Origin of the sequence: Variovorax sp. JS1663 (genome assembly GCF_002157355.1) — a bacterium.
Lineage (GTDB): Bacteria > Pseudomonadota > Gammaproteobacteria > Burkholderiales > Burkholderiaceae_C > Variovorax.
The window spans coordinates 56,231-74,727 of record NZ_LYMK01000032.1 but is presented as its reverse complement, the minus strand read 5'-3'; the positions used below and the strand labels follow the sequence as shown (position 1 = coordinate 74,727).

The following is an 18,497-nucleotide window of genomic DNA, read 5'->3' as shown; positions in this document are numbered from 1 at the left end:
CTCTCTACGCTGTGGCCCATCGAACAAGGACAGGAGTTTTCGCGTGACCGCAGCAGCAGCATCGCCCGCCCCCGTGACCATCGCCACCCTGGAGGCCTTCAGCGACGCCTGGAACCGCCACGACATCGACGCCCTCATGCGCTTCATGCACGAGGACTGCGTGTTCCAGACCGCCGCCGGCAACGAGGCCTGCGGCACCCGCCACAGCGGCACCGCCGCGGTGCGCAAGGCATTCGCCGCGGCCTGGGAAGCCGTGCCCGACGCGCAGTGGACCAACGGCCGCCATTTCGTCTCGGGCGACTTCGGCACCTCGCAGTGGACCTTCACCGGCACCGCCGCCGACGGCACCCGCATCGAGAGCGACGGCATCGACGTCTTCAGCTTCAAGGACGGCAAGATCGCCCTCAAGAACGTGTTCCGCAAGGCCCGCCCCAACCTGCCCGCGGCCAAGTAGCCGCCGGCCCCGGGAACCGCCATGACCACGAGCACCGCAGGCACCGCGCAGTTCACCGCCGCCGGCCAGTCCACGCCGGCGCGCAAGCCCTACGACCCGCGCTACGACCCGCTGCTGGCACCCGACCCCGGCGCCGGCCGGGCCTATGCGCCCACCTGGTGGGTCGCCAGCGCGGGCACGCCGCCGGAGGACGACGGCCCGGTCCTGCGCGACATCGACGTGGACGTGGCCATCATCGGCTCCGGCGCCACCGGCCTGTCCACCGCGCTCTACCTCGCGCAGGAACACGGCATCCAGGCCACCGTGCTGGAGGCCAACCAGGCCGCCTGGGGCTGCTCCAGCCGCAGCGGCGGCCAGGGCCAGAACGCGAGCGGACGCCTCAAACGCTCGCAGTGGATCGAGCGCTGGGGCCTGGACACCGCCCTGCGCCTCGACAAGGAGATCCGCACCGGCTTCGAGAACTTCCGCCAGCTCACCCGCGAGATCGACTGCGACGCCTACGACGGCGGCCACCTCTACCTGGCCCACCGCCCCGAGAAGCTGCCGGTGCTGGAGGCCGAGGCGCGTCTGATGCGCGAGCAGTTCGGCTACGACACGCGCATGCTCGGCGCCGAGGAAGTGCGGCGCGACTACTGCGACGAGCGCGAGACCGTGGGCGCGCTCTTCGAGTCGGAAGGCGTGGGCATCCACCCGCTGAAGTTCAGCTTCGGCCTGATGCGCAAGGCGCGTGCGCTGGGCGCGAAGATCCACACCTCGAGCCCCGTGCAGGGCTGGCAGACCATCGACGGCGTGCACCATCTGCGCACGCCCGGCGGCACCGTGCGTGCGCGCCGCGTGGCGGTGTGCACCGGCGGCTACACCGGCCAGGCGCTCAACCCGATGCTGAAGAACAGGATCATGCCGATCCTGTCGAACTCGGTCGTCACGCGCCCGCTGACCGAGGCCGAGCTCAACGCCACCAACTTCAAGTCGCTCACCTTCCTGACCGACACGCGCACGCTGCGCTTCTACTACCGCCTGCTCAAGGGCAACCGGCTGCAGCTGGGCAGCCGCAGCTCGGTCAGCGGCGCCGATGCCGAGGGCGCGGTGCACCTGAAGCTGCTCACCGACGCGATCGCGCGCAAGTTCCCGCCGCTGGCCGGCATCCAGATCGACTACTCCTGGTGGGGCTGGGTCGACGTGAGCCACGACATGATGCCGCGCATCACCCAGCCCGAGCCCGACAGGAAGGTCTGGTATGCGGTGGGCTACGGCGGCAACGGCGTCTCCTTCTCGACCTGGGCCGGCAAGCGCCTGGCCGAGCGCGTGGCAGGCAAGGACGGGGGGCGCGAGGTCTTCGAGCTGCCGATCTACCACTCGCCCCTGCCCTTCCCGAACGTGCTGGGGCTGGTGGAGTCGCCGATCTTCGCGCCCTTCCGGCGCATGGGGCAGCGGGTGCTCTACAAGTGGTATTGGTTGAAGGACGAGAAGTAGTTGTTCAGCCCTCGCCGCTGCGGCGGATCTCCGCCTGAAGCGCAGGGCTGCAGATGTCGTCGAGACTCCTGAACGCAGGCGCCAGCTTGTCGACGAGACGGCCCGGTGCGCGCCATCCCTCGAAGTGCGTCTTCCACTGGCGTATCTCGCCCCAGACGCGATGCAGGATGCGCACTGCGTCGGCACGCTGCGGCATGAAGGCCGAGGACGCCGACATCGCGTTGTCCAGAGTCGCCAGCTTTCCCTGCCGGCCGACGCCGAGATGCAGGAAGCGGTCGTGCGCGACACCAGGTCGCGGCACAACGTCGTACAACGGACTCAGCCGCCAGCCCGCCAGGCGAGGATCTCGGATGAACCCATGATTGCGCAAATGGTCATCGTCGTTGCTGACGAAGATGTTGAAGATCATCCGCGCGAAGAGTTCTTCGCGGTCAGGCCTGATGCGCCGAGACTCGATGAAGTCCCGAATGGCCAACGCCAGGTCGGCATAGCTTTTCTCGCGTGATTCGAACTCGTCGCATCCCACCAGCGTGAGTCCGCTGACGAAAGGCAGGCGCCGCTCGCTGCGGCCATTGCCGGGCAAGTTGTCCCATGGCTCGGGCTCGAGGTCCGCATTGGGCTCCCGATCCTGCCAATACCGATCGAATCTTCGGATCAGCAACACAGGCCGGCCTCCAAGGTCCAGCAGCTTCAGTGCGGGCACGCACATGCCACACAGGCTGGCCAGTTGCAGCGTCCAGCACTCGGCCGCCGCCACGTCGAAGGTATCGGACTGACTCGGAAACTTGGCGAGCCACAACACCCCTTCGGCATCTCGCACCGATGCCTTGGGGCGCGCCCCGCCCGCGCTCGGCCCTGCACCGAAGACATCGGCGAGGCGGGCGGGAATGGGCTCACCACGCTCGATGCGCTCGGATGCCTCGAGCAGGTAGCCGAGGGACCGCACGTCCCCCGCGCCGAAGCGAGCCGGGCTGTCGAGGCGATCACGCACGTCCAGCGCGCCGACCCGATCGCTGCCGGCACCGAGCAGATACTCTGCTTCCGAAAGGCTGTTGGCGGGCACGCGCCGCTGCGCTTCGATGACGCGCCGCCCCCAGGCATCGGGCGCCGCATCCCGTATCCCGCCGAACTGCGCGAGACCGTTGGCGGGGAACAGTTCCACACCTCGAACCTGCGCCGGGTCTGCAAGGGACAGGCTGACGGGGTCGAGTTCGAACCGCCTCGGCCTGTCGAGGTAGCGCAGCCCGTAGCTGAAGCTCGATGCCGCGACGACGCCTTGCTGCTCCGTCAGCCGAAGACGGCCGGCGGGCACGAAGTCCTCATCGACGTGGCTGAAAACATAGAGCTCGCGTTGAGCCATGTCAGAAGTCCAGCTTCCTGAGCTCGGCATCCGACAGAGGACGCACACGCTTCGTCTCTTCGCGCTCCGACAGCGCATCGAGCGACGGGTCTTTGTCCAGCATCAGGTCCAGCAAGGTCCTTCCAGGGGCGATGGCGTGCAGATATCGCAACAACTGGGCGAGCGTGCGGCCCGGATCGCCCTTCTCGATCAACACGGCGGTGGAACGAGAAATTCCAGCCCGCCCCGCCGCATCCTGCTGGCGCATCCGACGCGCCTTGCGCAGGCGTGCGAGCTTGGCACCGAGTGCGGCCGCATCCGCGAGCCGCTCTGGGGGCAGGAGGGGGGCCTCATCGTATTTCATGTCCGCATTATCAGTCACAAACAAATTAATGTTTGCAAATACGGTCATTTCATCCGGGCCGTGGACTCTACGTTCGCCAAAATCCCAGGCCAAACCCGTCCCGGCTCAATGCGACCGCTGCAGCCGCATCGACACCGAGAACCGGTCGGCCGGGTGCACGGTGATGCTGGCCTCGAACAGCTCACCCGCCTCGTCGAGGTAGCGCCGCACGATCTTGAGAGCGGCCGCACCGGCGGCCACGCCGAGCGCCTTCGCCATCGCCCCGTCCTCGATCGAGAAGGCCCGGATGTCCTGGTGGATCTGGGCGATCTGCCGCCCGTAGCGCGTTTCGATCAGCGCACTGATCAGCACGTCGGGCGTCTCGCGCACCAGCTCGCCGATCTCCTTGTACTCCGGGTCGACGTAGACATCCGTCCAGCCGATCGGTGAACCCTGCGCATCGCCCACCAGCCGCAGGCTGGAGATGCGCAGCCAGGGCGTGCCCTCCTGGCAGCCGAGCTCTTCCGCCAGCAGGCCGACCGCCACCGTCTCCTCGATCTTCTGCACGGCCCGCAGGTGCTCCGCGCCGAACTGCACCAGGTCGTCCACCGAGGCCAGCGAGGGCCGGAAGCCGCTGCGCGGCTTCGCCGCGATCACGCGCGTTCCCACGTTCTTCTTTCGCGACACCAGCCCCAGCTGCGTCAGCTCCGCCAGCGCCGCGCGGATCGTGTGCCGGCTGGTCGCGTAGTGCTTGCACAGCTCCAGCTCGGTGGGCAGCAGTTCGCCGACGGCGAAGTGCCCGGAGGTGATCGCATCGCTCAGGTGCCGGGCGATGTTCGTGAAGTTCGGCTTCTGCGCCGTGGGTTCGAGGGTCGCGTTCATGGTCCCAGGGTAAACCCCTGCTTGCTGTTATGTCCGAACATATTTACAGTCCATATGTCCGAACATATTGATGTTCACGGTATCCAGATCAAGAGGCTTCATGACTGCTCCTGCCCTTCCTTTCTCCAGCACCGTCGTCGATTCCATCCTCTTTCGCGATGCCTTCGGCACGCAGAAGATGCGCGACATTTTCTCGGATCGCGCGCTGATCCAGCGCTACATCGACGCCGAGGTCGCGCTCGCGAAGGCGCAGGCGCGGGTCGGCGTCATTCCGGCCGAGGCGGCGGAGGTCATCGCCCGCGAATCGAAGATCGAGCGCATCGACTTCGACCACATGCGCCACGAGACCGACATCGTCGGCTACCCCATCCTCCCGCTGGTGCACCAGCTGGTCGAGATGTGCGGCGAGGCCGGCCGCTACGTGCACTGGGGCGCGACCACGCAGGACATCATGGACACCGCCGTCGCCCTGCAGGTGCGCGACGCCCTCGACAGCGTGGCCGGCGACATCCGCGCGCTGCGCGGCATCCTGCGCGACCTGGCGAAGAAGCACCGCGACACGCCCATGGCCGGCCGCACCCACCTCCAGCAGGCGCTGCCCGTGACCTTCGGCTACAAGGTGGCGATCTGGCTCGCGATGTTCGACCGCCACCAGCAGCGCCTGGCCGAGCTGCGCCCGCGCGTCGCGCTGGTCGAGTTCGCCGGTGCCGCCGGCACGCTGGCCTCGATCGGCGAACCCGGCTTCGCGGTGCAGAAGGCCATGGCCGAGGAACTGGGCCTGGGCGTGCCCGCCACCACCTGGCACGTGGCGCGCGACGGCTTTGCCGAGGCGGTCAACCTGCTCGCGCTGGTCACCGGCTCGCTCGGCAAGATCGCGCTGGACATCATGATCATGGCGTCCACCGAGTTCGCCGAGGTGTACGAGCCCTTCGTCAAGGGCCGCGGCGCCTCGAGCACCATGCCGCAGAAGCGCAACCCGATCTCCAGCGAGCTGATGCTGGCCGCCTCCAAGGCCGTGCGCCAGCATGCCGGCCTGATGGTCGATGCGATGGTGCAGGACTTCGAGCGCGCGACCGGACCCTGGCATGCCGAGTGGATCGCCATTCCCGAGAGCTTCATCCTGAGTTCGGGCGCGCTGCACCAGGCCAGGTTCGCGCTCGGCGGATTGATCGTCGACGAGGCCCGCATGAAGCACAACCTGGGCATCACCAAGGGCCTGATCGTCGCCGAGGCGGTGATGATGGGCATGGCCCCGCACATCGGCCGCCAGCAGGCCCACGACGTGGTCTATGACGCCTGCCGCACCGTCAACGAGCAGGGCGGCACCCTGGCCGAAGCGCTCGCCGCGCTGCCGGCCGTCACCGAGCACTTCGACCGCGCCGCCATCGACCGGCTCACCGACCCGGCCAACTACCTCGGCCTCGCACCCGCGATGGTCGACCGCGCACTCGCCCTGTCGGCCAAGGTCGACGCCTAGCTGCATTCGCATCCCATCCCCCTTTACCCTTCCAAGGAGACCGTCATGACATCGTTGCTCTTCAAGAGCGGCGCAGCCGCGCTCGCCCTCGCCGCCGCCGCCAGTGCCTGGGCCCAGACCTACCCGGCCAAACCCATCACCTGGATCGTGCCCTTCGCCGCGGGCGGCCCGACCGACGCGCTGGCGCGCCACATCGCCGAGCGCGTGGCCCGCGAGGTCGGGCAGCCGATCGTCATCGACAACTCGCCCGGCGCCGGCGGCACGGTCGGCACGGCCAAGGCGGCGCGCGCCGCACCCGACGGCTACACCATGCTGGTCGGCCACATGGGCTACATGGGCGCGGCGCCGGCGCTGTACAAGAAGCTCAACTACGACCCGGTCAAGGACTTCGCCCCCGTCTTCCGCTTCCCCGACACGCCCCTGGTGCTGATGGTCCGCAAGGAGCATCCTGCCAAGGACATCAAGGCGCTGGTGGACTTCGGCAAGGCCAACCCCGACAAGCTGTTCATCAGCAACGCCGGGGTCGGATCCAGTTCGCACCTCATCGCCGCGCTCTTCGCCACCTCGGCCGGCATGAAGGTCTCGCTGGTGCCGTACAAGGGCGCCGGCCCGGCGCTGATCGACGTCATCGGCGGCCAGGTGGACGGCATGTTCGACCAGACCAACACCGCCATGCCCCAGATCACCGAAGGCAAGGTGCGCCCGCTGGCCGTGACCTCCAAGGTCCGCCTGCCGCAGTTCAAGGACGTGCCCACGCTGGCCGAGACGGTGCTGCCGAACTTCGAGGCCAGCACCTGGTACGGCATCTACGCGCCCAAGGGCACGCCGAAGGAGGTGCTCGACAAGGTCCAGGCCGCCTACCTGAAGGTCATGACCGACAAGGCCTTCACCGACAAGATGGCCAACCAGGCCATCCAGATGCTGCCGCCCGAGCAGTACACCGGCACCGCCCTCGGCAAGCACACCGAGGCGGAGGTGGCGCGCTGGAAGGCGGTCGCCGCCAAGACCAGCATCTCGCTGGACTGAGCGGGTTGGGGCAACGCGCGGACGGAAGCGGCGCGGCCCGGCGCGAAGCAGATGCGAGACGCGGACATGCCCAAACCTGGTCAGTTCGCCCGCAGCCTCTCCGCAATTCTTGCTTCACGAAACTGCCCTACCAGGTAGTCGATGAACAACCGTGTCTTTGCGGGAAGCAGCTTCTGGCCGGGGTAGTAGAGCGAAATCGGCCCATCGTCCCAGAACCAGTGCGGCAGGACCCGCCGCAAGGCGCCTGATTCCAGATGTGGAAGGGCATGCGGCGCTGCGACGAGGGCGACTCCCAGGCCCATCACCGCGGCGCGCGTCATTGCCTCCGGGTCATTGAAGACGAGCTTGGGCGAGGTTTCGACCTCGACCTCGCGGCCGGCTCTATTGCGCAAACGACGCGGGCGCAGGCGGCCCTGCTGGACCGAACGCATGGCGATGCCGTCCCAATCCAGCAGGTCGGTCGGGTCCTTGGGGTCCTTCCTTCCCTGAAAGTAAGCCGGTGCGGCAACCGCCACGATATGGATGCGGGCCAGCTCTCTTGCGACCACACCAGGCGCAAGTTCGATGCCGCCGGAAATCGCTGCGTCGAACCCGTCGGCAATCAGGTCGACCTTGCGGTTGTCCAGGTGCCAGTCATGCTGGATGGCCGGATACTGCTTCACGAATTCGGGCAGCAGGGGCAGCACGTAGTCGGCCCCGAAACCAGGCGCCATGCTGAGTTTCAGCGTCCCGCCGGGCTCACCCGAATCCTTGGAGATGGCTGCAATCGCTGCCTGAATGCTGTCGAGTCCGCCGGCGACCGATTGCAGGAACCGCTCTCCCGACTCGGTCAACGTCAGGCGCCGCGTGCTTCGCTGGAAGAGCCGAACGCCCAGGTTGGCCTCCAGCCGTGCGACGTTGCGGCTGACTGCGGCAGGCGTCAACGCCAGACGGCGGGCCGCCGCCGAGAAGCTCCGCGCCTCGGCGCTTCGCACGAAAGACTCCAGGTTTGCCAGCGTTTCCATGGGCGTGGTCCAGGTTTCCCGATAAAAAGTGGCGTTGAGCACCTTCAAGCAATGCTTGAAAAAGATTCTACGGATTACCGGCTACCGCTGAAGGTCTCCGGAGCGCAAAGTTCGCCCATCGCAACACCTCTTCTACCGAAAGGAACTGTCATGAGCACCATCTCCAAGAACCTTCCCCTGGCCGGCAAGGTTGCCCTCGTCACTGGCGGCTCTCGCAGCATGGGCGCCGCCATCGTGCGCCGCCTGGCCGCGGACGGCGCCGCCGTCGCCTTCACCTACATCGCTTCTGCAGAACCGGCAGAAGCGCTTGTGAAGGAAATCGAGTCGGCGGGCGGCACCGCGCTGGCCATCCATGCCGATGCGGGCGATGCCGCACAGGTGCAGTCGGCCGTGGCGAAGGCAGCGGCCACCTTCGGCGGCAAGCTGGACATCCTGGTCAACAACGCCGGCATCGCCATCGTCAAGCCGGCCGGCGAGTTCTCGCTGGAAGACTTCGACCGCATCGTCAACGTCAACGTCAAGGGCGTGTTCGTTGCGACGCAGGAAGCCCTCAAGCATATGGGCCACGGTGGCCGCATCGTGAACATCGGCAGCATCAACAGCGAGTACGTGCCCTACGGCGGTGGTGGCTTGTACGTGCTGACCAAGGCGGCGGTGGCTGGCTGGACGCAGGCGCTGGCCCGGGACCTCGGCCCGCGCGGCATCACCATCAACAACGTCATGCCCGGTCCGACGAACACCGACATGAACCCCGAGAACAGCGATTTCGCGGCCCAGGCCAAGACCTACATCGCCCTTCAGCGCTACGCCCAACCGGGCGAAATCGCCGATGCCGTGGCGTACCTGGCCAGCCCGGGCGCCAGCTTCATCACGGGTGCCAATGTGCCGGTTGATGGCGGCTATTCGGCCTGAGCCCCACGCAAACTTCGCAAGGAGCACAGCATGAAAATCGGCATCATCGGCACCGGCAACATCGGCAGCGCCATTGCCCGTGCCATGGTCCGCATCGGTCAGGATGTGACCCTTGCGAACCGTCGCGGTCCGGCTGCACTGGACGGTCTGCTCGAGGAACTGGGGGCCAAGGCAAGGGCCGGCACCGTGGAAGAGGCCGCCAAGGCCGACATCGTCTTCGTGGCGGTGAACTGGTCCAAGATCCCCGAGGCGCTGGCTGGCCTCGAGAACTGGAGCGGCCGCATCGTGGTGGACGCCAACAACCCCATCGAGGCGCCCGCGTTCCGGTCCTTCGACCTCGGCGGCCGCAGTTCGTCGGAGGTGTTCTCGGATTTCGTACCGGGCGCCAAGGTGGTGAAGGCTTTCAATCACCTGCAGCCTCATCTTCTGTCTGGCGACCCACGGGCCGAGGGTGGCCAGCGCGTGCTCTTCCTGGCCGGCGACGACGCACAGGCCAAGGCCAATGTCTCGCAGCTCATTTCGCGCCTGGGTTTCGCTGCCGTCGACCTGGGCTCCCTCGCTCAAGGCGGACGCCTGACGCAGTTCCCTGGTGGTCCCTTGCCAACGCTGAATCTCGTCAAGTTCGATTGACAACAAGCAGCCCGAGGAAGTCGAGCAGGCGCTTCGGCTTCAAAAACTCCTTCGATGGAAGCGGACCGACTGCCGTAGTCGGCCATCAGCGGTCCTCCACATGCCAGCTCCGAACGTCGGGTTACAGTGGCAGTCAAACGACAGCGGCATCCCATTCTTCGGGAACCCTTTGCCGCAGTTTTGCGCGGCTCGTAGCTCGACGGTGAGCGGCCATGGCCCGGCGATTGGGTTCTTTCGCAGCAAGATTCCTGTGATGGTGAACCCTATGCGGGCGTTCGGCGGAACATGGTTCGCCGCGTGTTTGTGAATGCAGGTCGGACCCTCGAGCTCCACGCGGTCGCTCGCACGGCCAGCCATGGCGGACTGCCAAGGGTGTCCGGGCTCACGAGGTCGTAGCAGGCGTAGTACCGTGGCGAACCGGCTGCATCGACATAACGGGCGGCGCGCACCGTTCCCGGTACTGCGGCCAGGCCGGGCAGGTGCTCCTGCGAGTACCAGGCGTTCAGTTCTTCCTCCTGCCGCGGCAGGACGTCGGTCTCCACGACGTAGTGAAAAGGCGCGGACTCCCCGAACGAGGCGCCGTCCAAGTGCTGCACGCAGGCCAGCTGACGCCATTCGACCCCGGCACGGGGCACCTCGGCGATCCGCGCGAGAGGTGCGAGATGGGAGGGCAGGTAGATGTAGGTCAGCGCCCCATCCATTGCCTGCCAGGACCGCAGCTCCGACGACACGCTTTGCAGTTCACGGCGCAGAACGTCAGCGACCACAGCTGCCGCATCCAGCTTGAGAAGCCACACGTCTTGCATGCTGCTGTCCCCGGCGCTCAATGCGAGACGTTCAGCGCCACCAGAAGGCGCGAAACCATGTTGTATGCAGCCGCCGTCGCGACAACCTCTACCAGGCCCTTGGCGTCGAAGTGCCGCTGCAGCCGCTCCATCAACGCGTCCGGAACGACGATCTCGCGGGTCATGGCATCGGTGAGTTCGAGCACCAGGCGCTCCAGCGGCGCAAACACGTCGGGCAGCGACGCGCTGCGCACCGCTTCGATCTTCTCGGTGCTCACACCTGCCTTCCGGGCATGCGGAACATGCGCATCGAACTCGAAGCCGGCGCCGTTGAGCACCGCTACGCGCAGGATGATCAGTTCGCGCAGGTCCGCCGGCACGCCGGTCTGGTTGCGCACCGCGGTCAGCATGCGCTCCCAGCCGGAAGCGATCGGGCCGCTGTTGAGCAGCACCTGGTAGAGCAGCGAGACTCGGCCACGCTCGGCCATGATGCGGCCCTCGACCCCGGCCAGCTCGGGGCGGGTGCCGGGCTCCACCAGCGGAACGCGAATGTGTGAGGTCGTCATCAGTCGGCCTTGATGTTCTTGGCCCGGATCAGCTTGGCCCATTTGTCGGCGTCGCGCCTCTGCAGCGCGGCCAGCTCCTGGGGAGTGGAGGGGGCAGGTTCGGTGCCGGCCTTGAGCAGCTTGTCTCGCACTGCAGGCGCGGCCAGGGTATTGCGCAGGGCCTTGTTGATTGCCTCGATCACCTCGGGCGGCGTCTTCGCAGGTGCGTACAGGGCGTACCAGTTGTTGGTGTCGACGCCCTTGATGCCTTGTTCTTCCAGTGTCTTGACTTCTGGCAGCGACGGGTGGCGCCTGCTCGAGGCGACGCCCAGCGCTTTAAGACGTCCGCCCTGCAGGTGCCCGAGCAGACCAGTGACGTCGCCGAAGAAGCCCTTGACCTGTCCGCTCATCATGTCGGTGATCGCCGGCGCGGCGCCCTTGTAGGGCACGTGCATCAGCTTGGCGCCGGTCCCGTCGGCCAACTGCTCGATTGCCAAGTGGGGGATGCTCCCGGTGCCCGAGGACGCCATGGGGGTGGGTTCGGCGCGCTTCTTGGTCGCGGCCACGAACTCGGCCGCGTCCTGGGCCGGGTCGCTCTTTTGCGCGACCAGCACTTCGACGTTGTTGACCACCACCGATACCGGCGCAAAGTCACGCTGCATGTCGTAGGTGAGCTTTTCGTAGAGCGAGGCATTGATTGCAGCCGCGCCGACGCTCGTGAACCAGAGCGTGCTGCCATCGGCGGGCGACTTCGCCACGTCCGCCGCGCCGATCGCGCCGTTGGCTCCTGGCTTGTTGTCGATGATGACGGTCCGGCCGAGCTCCTTGCCGAGCTGCTCGGAGATCGTGCGGGCCACCGCGTCCACCGGACCGCCCGAGGTAAATGAAACGACGATGCGCGTCGACTTCGGTTGTGCCGCGGCTGAGCTCGCGAAGACGACGCCCAGGCAGGCGCCGAGAAGGATGCGATTGAACATTGAGTCTGTACCTGAAGATGGGGCGGTCAGTCGCAGCGCGCCGTCATGCCGCCGTCGACGATGAGTTCGGTCCCGGTGACGAAGCGGGCTTCGTCGCTGGCCAGGAACAGCACGGCGCTCGCGGTGTCGCGACCGTCGCCCATGAATCCGAGCGGTATGCGCTTCTGCCGCTGCGCGAGCAACGTGTCGACGTCGCCGCCGGCGCGTTGCTTGGCCAGCCGGGTTTCCACCATTGGTGTGTGCAGTTGACCCGGCACGACGCTGTTCACACGCACCCCCTGGGCCGCATGCTGGACTGCCATCACGCGCGACATCTGGATGACGCCGGCCTTGGTGGCTGCATAGGCCACCTGCGCGCTGCCTGTCCAGCGCAGTCCGGAGGTCGAGGAAATGTTGACGATGGCGCCGGCGCCCTTGGCCAGCATCGTGGGCAGCACGTGCTTGCAGGTAAGGAACACGCTCTTGAGGTTGATGTCGATCTGCAGGTCCCAGACTTCCTCGGCCAGTTCCACCGCGCCACCGGCCGCCGAGCCGCCGACGTTGTTGACCAGGATGTCCACCGTGCCGTAGGTCTCGATGCAGGCCTTGGCCATGGCGGCCACGCTTTCGCTGCTGGTCACATCGCAGACCCAGGGAGTGATCGAGGCGCGTGCGTCACCCGCAAGATCGAGGGTTTCGTCAAGTCGGGCGCGGTCGCGATCGACCGCCAGTACCTTGGCTCCTTCTTCGGCCAGCCGGACCGCGATGGCACGACCGTTGCCCCAGCCGGCACCAACGCAACCGGCACCGGTCACGATGGCTACTTTGTTCTCGAATCGAAGGCTCATGATCTGTCTCCAAATTGATAAAGCCGTTGAGGATTGCGAACAAGCAGCGCTTCGCGCGCCGAGGTCGTCGGTGCGACTGCGCTGATGAGATCAACCAGTTGTTGTTCGTTGGGGGTCGGCCCAGCGTGGTTCGGGTGCGGCCAGTCGTTGCCCCACACCACACGGTCGCCGAACTCCGCGACCAGCTTGCTGGCGAATGGTTGTGCGTCTGCATAGGGCGGGCCCAGGCGCGTGATGCGGTCCATGCCACTGACCTTGACCCAGAAGCGGTGGTCGTCCATCAGCGCGAGCAGGGCACGGAAGTCAGGCTGGTCCAGACCCAGCGCCGCATCGATGCGGCCGATATGGTCGATCACCACCGGTGTCGGGGAGCGCCGCAGCGCCGGCGCCAGTTCGGTCAGCAGGGCGGGGTCGCCATGGATCTGCAGGTGCCAGCCGAGCGGCGCGAAGCGCGCGGCCAGGCCCAGCACGTACTCGATCGGCGTGTGCTGGCCAAGGTGTCCCATGAAGTTGAAGCGCACGCCGCGGAAACCGGCGGCGTCGAGCCGCGTCAACTCGGCATCCGGCACGTCGGTCGGGAGCAAGGCGATGCCCCGGTAGCTGTCGGGGCGCGAGGCCAACGCGTCTTCCGTCGCGCTGTTGTCGAAGCCATGGCAGGCCGACTGGACCACCACGCAGCGTTGCAGCCCGAGGCTGTCGTTCAAGGCGAACAATGCCTCCTTGGGCGCGTCCTCCTTCGGCACGAAGCTCGCGTTCGGCGCATAGGGGAAACGGGTGCCAGGTCCGAACACGTGGCAGTGGGCGTTGCAGGCGCCGGGGGGAAGGGTCGATGTCATGGCGTCAGTCTGGCGGCCGGACCGTCAAAGCGTAAGGACATGGCCGCTATACCGGTTATGCTTTCCGGCTATGGAGCTGCGGCAACTTCAGTATTTCGTGAGCGTGGTCGATGCGGGCAGCTTCAGCGCAGGCGCCGTCGCGCTCAACCTTGCACAGCCCAGCCTGAGCCGCCAGATTGCCCTGCTCGAATCAGAACTCGGCCAGCGTCTGTTGGTCCGCACAGGGCGCGGCGTGGCGGCGACCGAGGCCGGGCAGGCGCTGCTGACGCATGCGCGCACGATGCTCGACATCGCCCGGCGCGCGCGCGACGAGCTGCGCGACATGGACGAAAGCCCCGGCGGCAGGGTTGTCGTCGGCATGCCGCCGAGGGTGGCGCTGGGGATGAGCACGCCGCTGATCCAGCGCTTCCGCGAGAAGTTTCCTCGCGCCGTGATCACCGTCCTGGAGGGCCTGAGCGTGTCGTTGCGCGAGTCCCTGATCGTCGGAAAGCTGGACTTGGCCCTGCTGTTCGATCCCGCGGTGTCCCCGCAGCTGTCGTACGAGCCCTTGATCCGCGAAAAGCTGCTGCTGGTAGCGCCAGCCAGCAGCCGATTGCCCGCGCGTGTCAGCTTGTCCGCCTTGGCGAATTTTCCGATGGTGCTGCCAAGCGCGCCGAATGCGATTCGTCACCTGCTCGACAAAGAGCTGAGCCCACGCAATATTCAGCTCAACGTTCTCGCGGAAGTGGGCGCCGTTCGCACCGTCCTCGATCTGGTGGCCAAGGGCGTCGGGTGCACGATCCTGCCCGAGAGCGGCCTGAGCGCCAAAGGCGACGAGGCGCTGCAGCACGCCCCGATCGGACCCCCCAGCATCTGGAACGCGCTGGTGCTGGCGACGCCGCTCGCTCGCCCGGCAACCCGTCTCACGCGCGGGACGGCGCAGCTGCTGCGCGAGCTCGATTTCCGCCATCGCTGAGCGGCTGCGCCCGATCACCAGATAGCCCGACAACATAGCTGCTATAGCGGCCATGTCCTAGCCGCATGACTGGCCGCGGCACAAACTGCGGCATGCCCCTCCAAGACTCACTCCCGCAAGAACCGCTGGCCCCCCCGAGCAAATTGGCCAGTTATCGCCCGAACGATTCCGCGGACGCGGTTCAGATCGAGTTCATCGACCAGGGCAGCGGCCCGGTGATCTGCATCCTGCCCTCCCTCGCACGGTCCGGCCGCGACTACGACGAGGTGTCGGACCATCTCGTCGCGGGCGGCTTTCGCGTGCTTCGGCCCGAACCCCGCGGCGTCGGCCGCAGCCGCGGTCCGATGGACAAGCTGGACCTGCACGTTTTCGCGGCCGACGTCGCGGCCGTCCTCGACCAGGAGAAGACCGGCCCGGTCGTGGTGGTCGGCCACGCGTGGGGCAGTCAACCAGCACGCACGCTCGCGGCGGATCGCCCGGACCTGGTCCGCGGCGTGGTGATGGCAGCCGCATCGGCCGGCAAACTGCCGCCGGGCTCGACCGAGAAACCCTACAGCCGTCTGCGTGACGCGATCGATGGGGCGGGCGATCCCTCGTTGCCGGAAGCCCAGCGCCTGGACTGCTTGCGACGCGCCTTCTTCGCGCCGGGGCATGACCCCAGCCCGTGGCTCGGCGGCTGGTTTCCGGCAGCGCACGACGCGCAGAGCCATGCACGCGAGGCCACGCCCATCGATGACTACTTTTCTGCCGGCGACACGGTTCCGATTCTCGACCTGCAGGCCGAGTTCGATGCGGTGGTCATTCCCAACGTGATGAAGCCGATGCTCGGCGAGCGCGTCACGGTGCAGGTGATCCGCGATGCGGGGCACGCAATGGCGCCCGAGCAGCCGCGCGCCATGAGCGACGCCATCGCTGCCTTTGCACGCCGTGTCCACGCAGCGGGCTGACGGCCCCACATGCCGGCGCAAAGGCACCAGAGTTCCACCACGCGCTTCGTCACATCCCTGAACCCTAGAAAGAAACCACCATGCTGAACCGCGTCCTCTCGCCCGTGCTACGGGTTGCGCTGCTGGGCGGCGCCATTGCCTGCGCCGCCGTCTGCAGCGCCCAGACCTACCCGAACAAGCCCATCCGGATGGTCATTCCCTACACCCCCGGCGGTTCGATCGACACCGTCGGCCGCATGGTCGCCGATCAGCTGCAGCGTCAATTGGGCCAGCCGATCGTGATCGAGAACCAGCCCGGCGCTTCGGGCATGCTCGGTTCGCTCAACGTCAGGAAGGCCGCCGCCGACGGCTACACCCTGCTGTTCAATGCGTCCAGCCAGGTCTACATGCCGCTGGTGGTCGCCAAGAAGACGTACGACGCCGAGAAGGACTTCACGCCCGTCGGGCAGATCGGCTACGTGCCCCTGGTCGTGGCAGTCAACAACGACGTTCCGGCCAAGACCTTCACCGAGTTCACCAAGCTGGCGCAGGCCAACCCCAACAAGTACACCTGGGCGACGTCGGGCCTGGGCACCACCAGCCATCTGAGCGAGGAGATGATCAATCGGGAGCTCAAGCTCAAGATGGAAATCGTGGCCTATAAGGGGGCGGTTCCGCAGTTGACCGACGTCGTCGGCGGCCACGTCTCTGCCGCCATCTCTCCGATGCCCGGGGTTCACTCATTCGTCCAGGCCGGGCGCCTACGTGCGCTGGCCGTGACGAGCAAGACGCGAGTGTCCAAGATGCCCGATGTGCCGACGGTTGCGGAGAGCGGCATCCCAGGGTTCGAGTTGCTGTCCTGGTATGGCATCTGGGGCCCGGCCAACATGCCCGCAGCGGTAACCGAGCGCTTGAACGCGGAAATCGCCAGGGCGGTCGACGCGCCTTCGCTCAAGGCGAAGTTCGAAGAGCTCTCGTTCATTCCTGCCAAGTCGAGTCCGCAGCAGTTCAAGCAGATCATCCGTGACGACCTCGCGAAGATCGGCAAGGCGGTCAAGGACGCGAACATAAAAATCGACTTCTAAACTTCCGACGACTGTGGTCTCCTGTCCGGAGGCCGAACGATGGGAAGCGGATGTGCGTCCAGCGCTGCTGCGACCTTCAGGGAAAGGTCGAGCAATGCGCTGCTCAATTCGGCTTCCGCGTCCCGTGGGGTGGCGGCCGTGGACACGCTGACGTTGAGCACATAGATGGGGCCGTCCGGCACGACCAGCGGCGTTGCGAGCGCCACGACTTCCGGTTGCCAGGAGGCCGTGCAGTAGCCCCGCTGCTCCACGCAGTGCTTCGCTTCCTCGATCTCCCTTCTCAGCTCCCGCCATTCACTCGGCCGCCTGGTGCGGAACTTTGCCATCAGCGCGCGACGGTCCGAGTCCTGGGCGACTGCCAGGTACGCCCTGCCCAGCGAGGTGAGTTCCATCGGCACGCGTTGACCCGCGACCACGTTGCGCAGCGACACGCGCCGGTTGTAGCGAACGGACTCCAGGTAGACCATTTCGTCGCGGTCCGCCACTGCCAGACCGACGTTGATGCGCATCTTCTCGGCCAGCGCTCGCATGAGCGGCGCCGCTGCATTCAGCGCAGGCGACCCGGCGCGCATGGCGTGCGCAAAACTGAGAACGGGCGCAGCCAGCCGATAAGCACGCCGGCCCCGAACGTGCTCGAGCATCCCGCACTCCACCAAGGTCTGCGTCAGCCTGCTTACCGTCGCGCGCGACAGAGCGGTCCTTTCAGCAATCTCCCCATTCCCCAGAAGATCGGCGCCCGGCCGGAAGGCCCTCAGCACTTCGATGCCGCGCTCAAGCGAACGGTTCAGGGTCGGCGCTTCGTGATGGCGCCGCCGTGCGGGTGCCTCTGGAATGTTTGAGTCGGCGGACATCGGTCGAGCCTAGCTCAGATTTCCAAAGGATGGAATCAGGGGGATGCGAAAAAGTCGGGACGACCCTAAGCTCGGCTGGCCGATGAGAAGAGCCCCTTGCGCCGCCATCGACTTTCAATCGTCACGCATTTTTCCGACACGGAGACAAATTCATGCACAGCATGCTGATAGCGGCACACGCCAAGCTTCAAGCCCTTCTTTCCTGCGTGGTCGCTGCCGCGGCAGTCACCATCGCGTCGCCCGCCTACGCTGCGTTTCCGGACAAGCCCGTCAAAATCGTCGTGCCGTTCGCACCCGGCGGAGGCACCGATCTGGTGGCCCGCACCATGGGCATCACCATGGGGCAGGAGCTTGGGCAGCCCGTGATCATCGACAACAAGCCGGGCGCTGGAACCATCATCGGCACCGACATGGTCGCCAAGAGCCCGGCCGACGGCTACACGCTCGTAATGGCGACCGTCGCGCACGTCGTCAACCCGAGCCTGCAGTCGAAGCTGCCGTACAACCACGAGAAGGCCTTTGCGCCCGTGATGCTGGTAGGCGTCTCGCCGAACGTGCTCGTCGTGCGTGCCGACAGCCCGCTCAAGTCGGTGCGCGACGTCATCGCGGCCGCCAAGGCCAATCCCGGCAAGCTCTCGTTCGCCTCGCAGGGCGCAGGTACTTCCGCGCATCTGGCGGGAGAGCTTTTCAAGAACCTGACGAAGACCGACATCACGCACATCCCGTACCGCGGCGCAGGACCGGCTATCACCGATCTGCTGGGTGGCCAGGTGGATGTGATGTTCGCTACCGCGGCCGCGGTCGGCACGTTCGTGGAAAGTGGCAAGCTGCGCGCCCTGGCCGTCACCACCGCCGCGCGCTCCACCACCCCGTCGCTCGCCAAGGTCCCCACGGTCGCCGAGAGCGGCGTTCCCGGCTACGCCGCCGACAGTTGGTACGGCCTGTATGCACCGGCCGGCACGCCGCCGGACGTGATCGGCAAGCTGAATGCCGCGGCGAAGAAGGCGGTGCAGACCGATGCCTTCCGCAAACGCGTGGAGAGCGAGGGCCTTGTGATCAACGGCGGCTCCCCCGAAGAGTTCGACCGCTACGCCAAGGGCGAGGAAGCGCGCTGGCGCAAGGTCGTCAAGGAAAACAAGATCACCACCGACTGACCACCCAGGAGAGACA

General features: G+C 66.6%; 20 protein-coding genes. 10 read left to right on the top strand and 10 right to left on the bottom strand.

Annotated features, from left to right (window positions below; all coding sequences use genetic code 11):
• Positions 1–43 precede the first annotated feature (43 nt).
• Both A8M77_RS23930 and A8M77_RS23925 read left to right on the top strand, forming a co-directional pair.
• Positions 44–454, top strand: a complete 411-nt coding sequence (locus tag A8M77_RS23930; protein ID WP_192871671.1) for a nuclear transport factor 2 family protein — start codon at positions 44–46, stop codon at positions 452–454.
• Between the two features lie 21 nt (positions 455–475).
• Positions 476–1,927: an NAD(P)/FAD-dependent oxidoreductase gene (locus A8M77_RS23925; RefSeq protein ID WP_086924009.1), complete on the top strand. Its 1,452-nt coding sequence runs from the start codon at positions 476–478 to the stop codon at positions 1,925–1,927.
• Positions 1,928–1,931: 4 nt separating this feature from the next.
• Here A8M77_RS23925 and A8M77_RS23920 read toward each other — a convergent pair whose 3' ends face one another.
• The 3 genes from A8M77_RS23920 to A8M77_RS23910 are packed head-to-tail and all read right to left on the bottom strand — an operon-like array spanning position 1,932 to position 4,491.
• Positions 1,932–3,287 (bottom strand): type II toxin-antitoxin system HipA family toxin, encoded by a 1,356-nt coding sequence (locus A8M77_RS23920; protein ID WP_086924008.1) that lies wholly within the window; start codon positions 3,285–3,287, stop codon positions 1,932–1,934.
• A 1-nt stretch (position 3,288) separates the two neighbouring features.
• Entirely contained in the window at positions 3,289–3,678 is a 390-nt protein-coding gene (locus tag A8M77_RS23915) for a helix-turn-helix domain-containing protein (protein ID WP_238136945.1), read from the bottom strand.
• 57 nt (positions 3,679–3,735) lie between these two features.
• Positions 3,736–4,491, bottom strand: coding sequence for a GntR family transcriptional regulator (locus tag A8M77_RS23910; protein ID WP_086924007.1), 756 nt, complete (start codon positions 4,489–4,491; stop codon positions 3,736–3,738).
• A gap of 100 nt (positions 4,492–4,591) precedes the next feature.
• Here A8M77_RS23910 and A8M77_RS23905 point away from each other — a divergent pair, with 100 nt between their 5' ends.
• Positions 4,592–5,968 carry a class-II fumarase/aspartase family protein gene (locus A8M77_RS23905; protein WP_086924006.1) on the top strand — a complete coding sequence of 459 codons (1,377 nt, stop codon included), beginning with the start codon at positions 4,592–4,594 and terminating at the stop codon, positions 5,966–5,968.
• A 45-nt stretch (positions 5,969–6,013) separates the two neighbouring features.
• Positions 6,014–6,994: a tripartite tricarboxylate transporter substrate binding protein BugD gene (locus A8M77_RS23900; protein WP_086924005.1), complete on the top strand. Its 981-nt coding sequence runs from the start codon at positions 6,014–6,016 to the stop codon at positions 6,992–6,994.
• A gap of 80 nt (positions 6,995–7,074) precedes the next feature.
• Here A8M77_RS23900 and A8M77_RS23895 read toward each other — a convergent pair whose 3' ends face one another.
• A complete protein-coding gene (locus A8M77_RS23895) occupies positions 7,075–7,998 on the bottom strand; it encodes a LysR family transcriptional regulator (RefSeq protein WP_086924004.1) in 924 nt (307 codons plus the stop codon).
• Between the two features lie 150 nt (positions 7,999–8,148).
• Here A8M77_RS23895 and A8M77_RS23890 point away from each other — a divergent pair, with 150 nt between their 5' ends.
• Positions 8,149–8,910, top strand: coding sequence for a 3-oxoacyl-ACP reductase family protein (locus A8M77_RS23890; protein WP_086924003.1), 762 nt, complete (start codon positions 8,149–8,151; stop codon positions 8,908–8,910).
• Positions 8,911–8,940: 30 nt separating this feature from the next.
• Positions 8,941–9,540 carry an NADPH-dependent F420 reductase gene (locus A8M77_RS23885; protein ID WP_086924002.1) on the top strand — a complete coding sequence of 200 codons (600 nt, stop codon included), beginning with the start codon at positions 8,941–8,943 and terminating at the stop codon, positions 9,538–9,540.
• Between the two features lie 263 nt (positions 9,541–9,803).
• On the opposite strand, the gene A8M77_RS23880 is transcribed toward A8M77_RS23885, so the two are convergent.
• Genes A8M77_RS23880 through A8M77_RS23860 form a run of 5 tightly spaced genes read right to left on the bottom strand, consistent with a single transcriptional unit; the run spans position 9,804 to position 13,510 of the window.
• Positions 9,804–10,346, bottom strand: a complete 543-nt coding sequence (locus A8M77_RS23880; protein ID WP_086924022.1) for a DUF4286 family protein — start codon at positions 10,344–10,346, stop codon at positions 9,804–9,806.
• A gap of 17 nt (positions 10,347–10,363) precedes the next feature.
• Positions 10,364–10,891: a carboxymuconolactone decarboxylase family protein gene (locus A8M77_RS23875; RefSeq protein WP_192871670.1), complete on the bottom strand. Its 528-nt coding sequence runs from the start codon at positions 10,889–10,891 to the stop codon at positions 10,364–10,366.
• Positions 10,891–11,847 (bottom strand): Bug family tripartite tricarboxylate transporter substrate binding protein, encoded by a 957-nt coding sequence (locus tag A8M77_RS23870; RefSeq protein ID WP_086924001.1) that lies wholly within the window; start codon positions 11,845–11,847, stop codon positions 10,891–10,893. The genes A8M77_RS23875 and A8M77_RS23870 overlap by 1 nt, the downstream gene beginning before the upstream one ends.
• Before the next feature lie 26 nt (positions 11,848–11,873).
• A complete protein-coding gene (locus tag A8M77_RS23865) occupies positions 11,874–12,674 on the bottom strand; it encodes an SDR family NAD(P)-dependent oxidoreductase (protein WP_086924000.1) in 801 nt (266 codons plus the stop codon).
• The gene (locus tag A8M77_RS23860) at positions 12,671–13,510 is read right to left on the bottom strand and encodes an amidohydrolase family protein (RefSeq protein ID WP_086923999.1); all 840 of its coding nucleotides are present in this window, start codon (positions 13,508–13,510) and stop codon (positions 12,671–12,673) included. The genes A8M77_RS23865 and A8M77_RS23860 overlap by 4 nt, the downstream gene beginning before the upstream one ends.
• Before the next feature lie 70 nt (positions 13,511–13,580).
• On the opposite strand from A8M77_RS23860, the gene A8M77_RS23855 reads away from it, so the two are divergent.
• From A8M77_RS23855 to A8M77_RS23845, 3 genes are all read left to right on the top strand, one after another.
• Positions 13,581–14,465 carry a LysR substrate-binding domain-containing protein gene (locus tag A8M77_RS23855; protein WP_086923998.1) on the top strand — a complete coding sequence of 295 codons (885 nt, stop codon included), beginning with the start codon at positions 13,581–13,583 and terminating at the stop codon, positions 14,463–14,465.
• Between the two features lie 143 nt (positions 14,466–14,608).
• Positions 14,609–15,412, top strand: a complete 804-nt coding sequence (locus A8M77_RS23850) for an alpha/beta fold hydrolase (protein WP_238136944.1) — start codon at positions 14,609–14,611, stop codon at positions 15,410–15,412.
• An 80-nt stretch (positions 15,413–15,492) separates the two neighbouring features.
• Positions 15,493–16,476, top strand: coding sequence for a Bug family tripartite tricarboxylate transporter substrate binding protein (locus tag A8M77_RS23845; protein WP_086923996.1), 984 nt, complete (start codon positions 15,493–15,495; stop codon positions 16,474–16,476).
• Here the strand turns inward: A8M77_RS23845 and A8M77_RS23840 are convergent.
• Positions 16,473–17,327: an IclR family transcriptional regulator gene (locus tag A8M77_RS23840; protein ID WP_086923995.1), complete on the bottom strand. Its 855-nt coding sequence runs from the start codon at positions 17,325–17,327 to the stop codon at positions 16,473–16,475. The two genes, A8M77_RS23845 and A8M77_RS23840, sit on opposite strands and share 4 nt — an antisense overlap.
• Positions 17,328–17,479: 152 nt before the next feature.
• Here A8M77_RS23840 and A8M77_RS23835 point away from each other — a divergent pair, with 152 nt between their 5' ends.
• The gene (locus tag A8M77_RS23835; protein WP_086923994.1) at positions 17,480–18,481 is read left to right on the top strand and encodes a tripartite tricarboxylate transporter substrate binding protein; all 1,002 of its coding nucleotides are present in this window, start codon (positions 17,480–17,482) and stop codon (positions 18,479–18,481) included.
• Positions 18,482–18,497 lie beyond the last annotated feature (16 nt).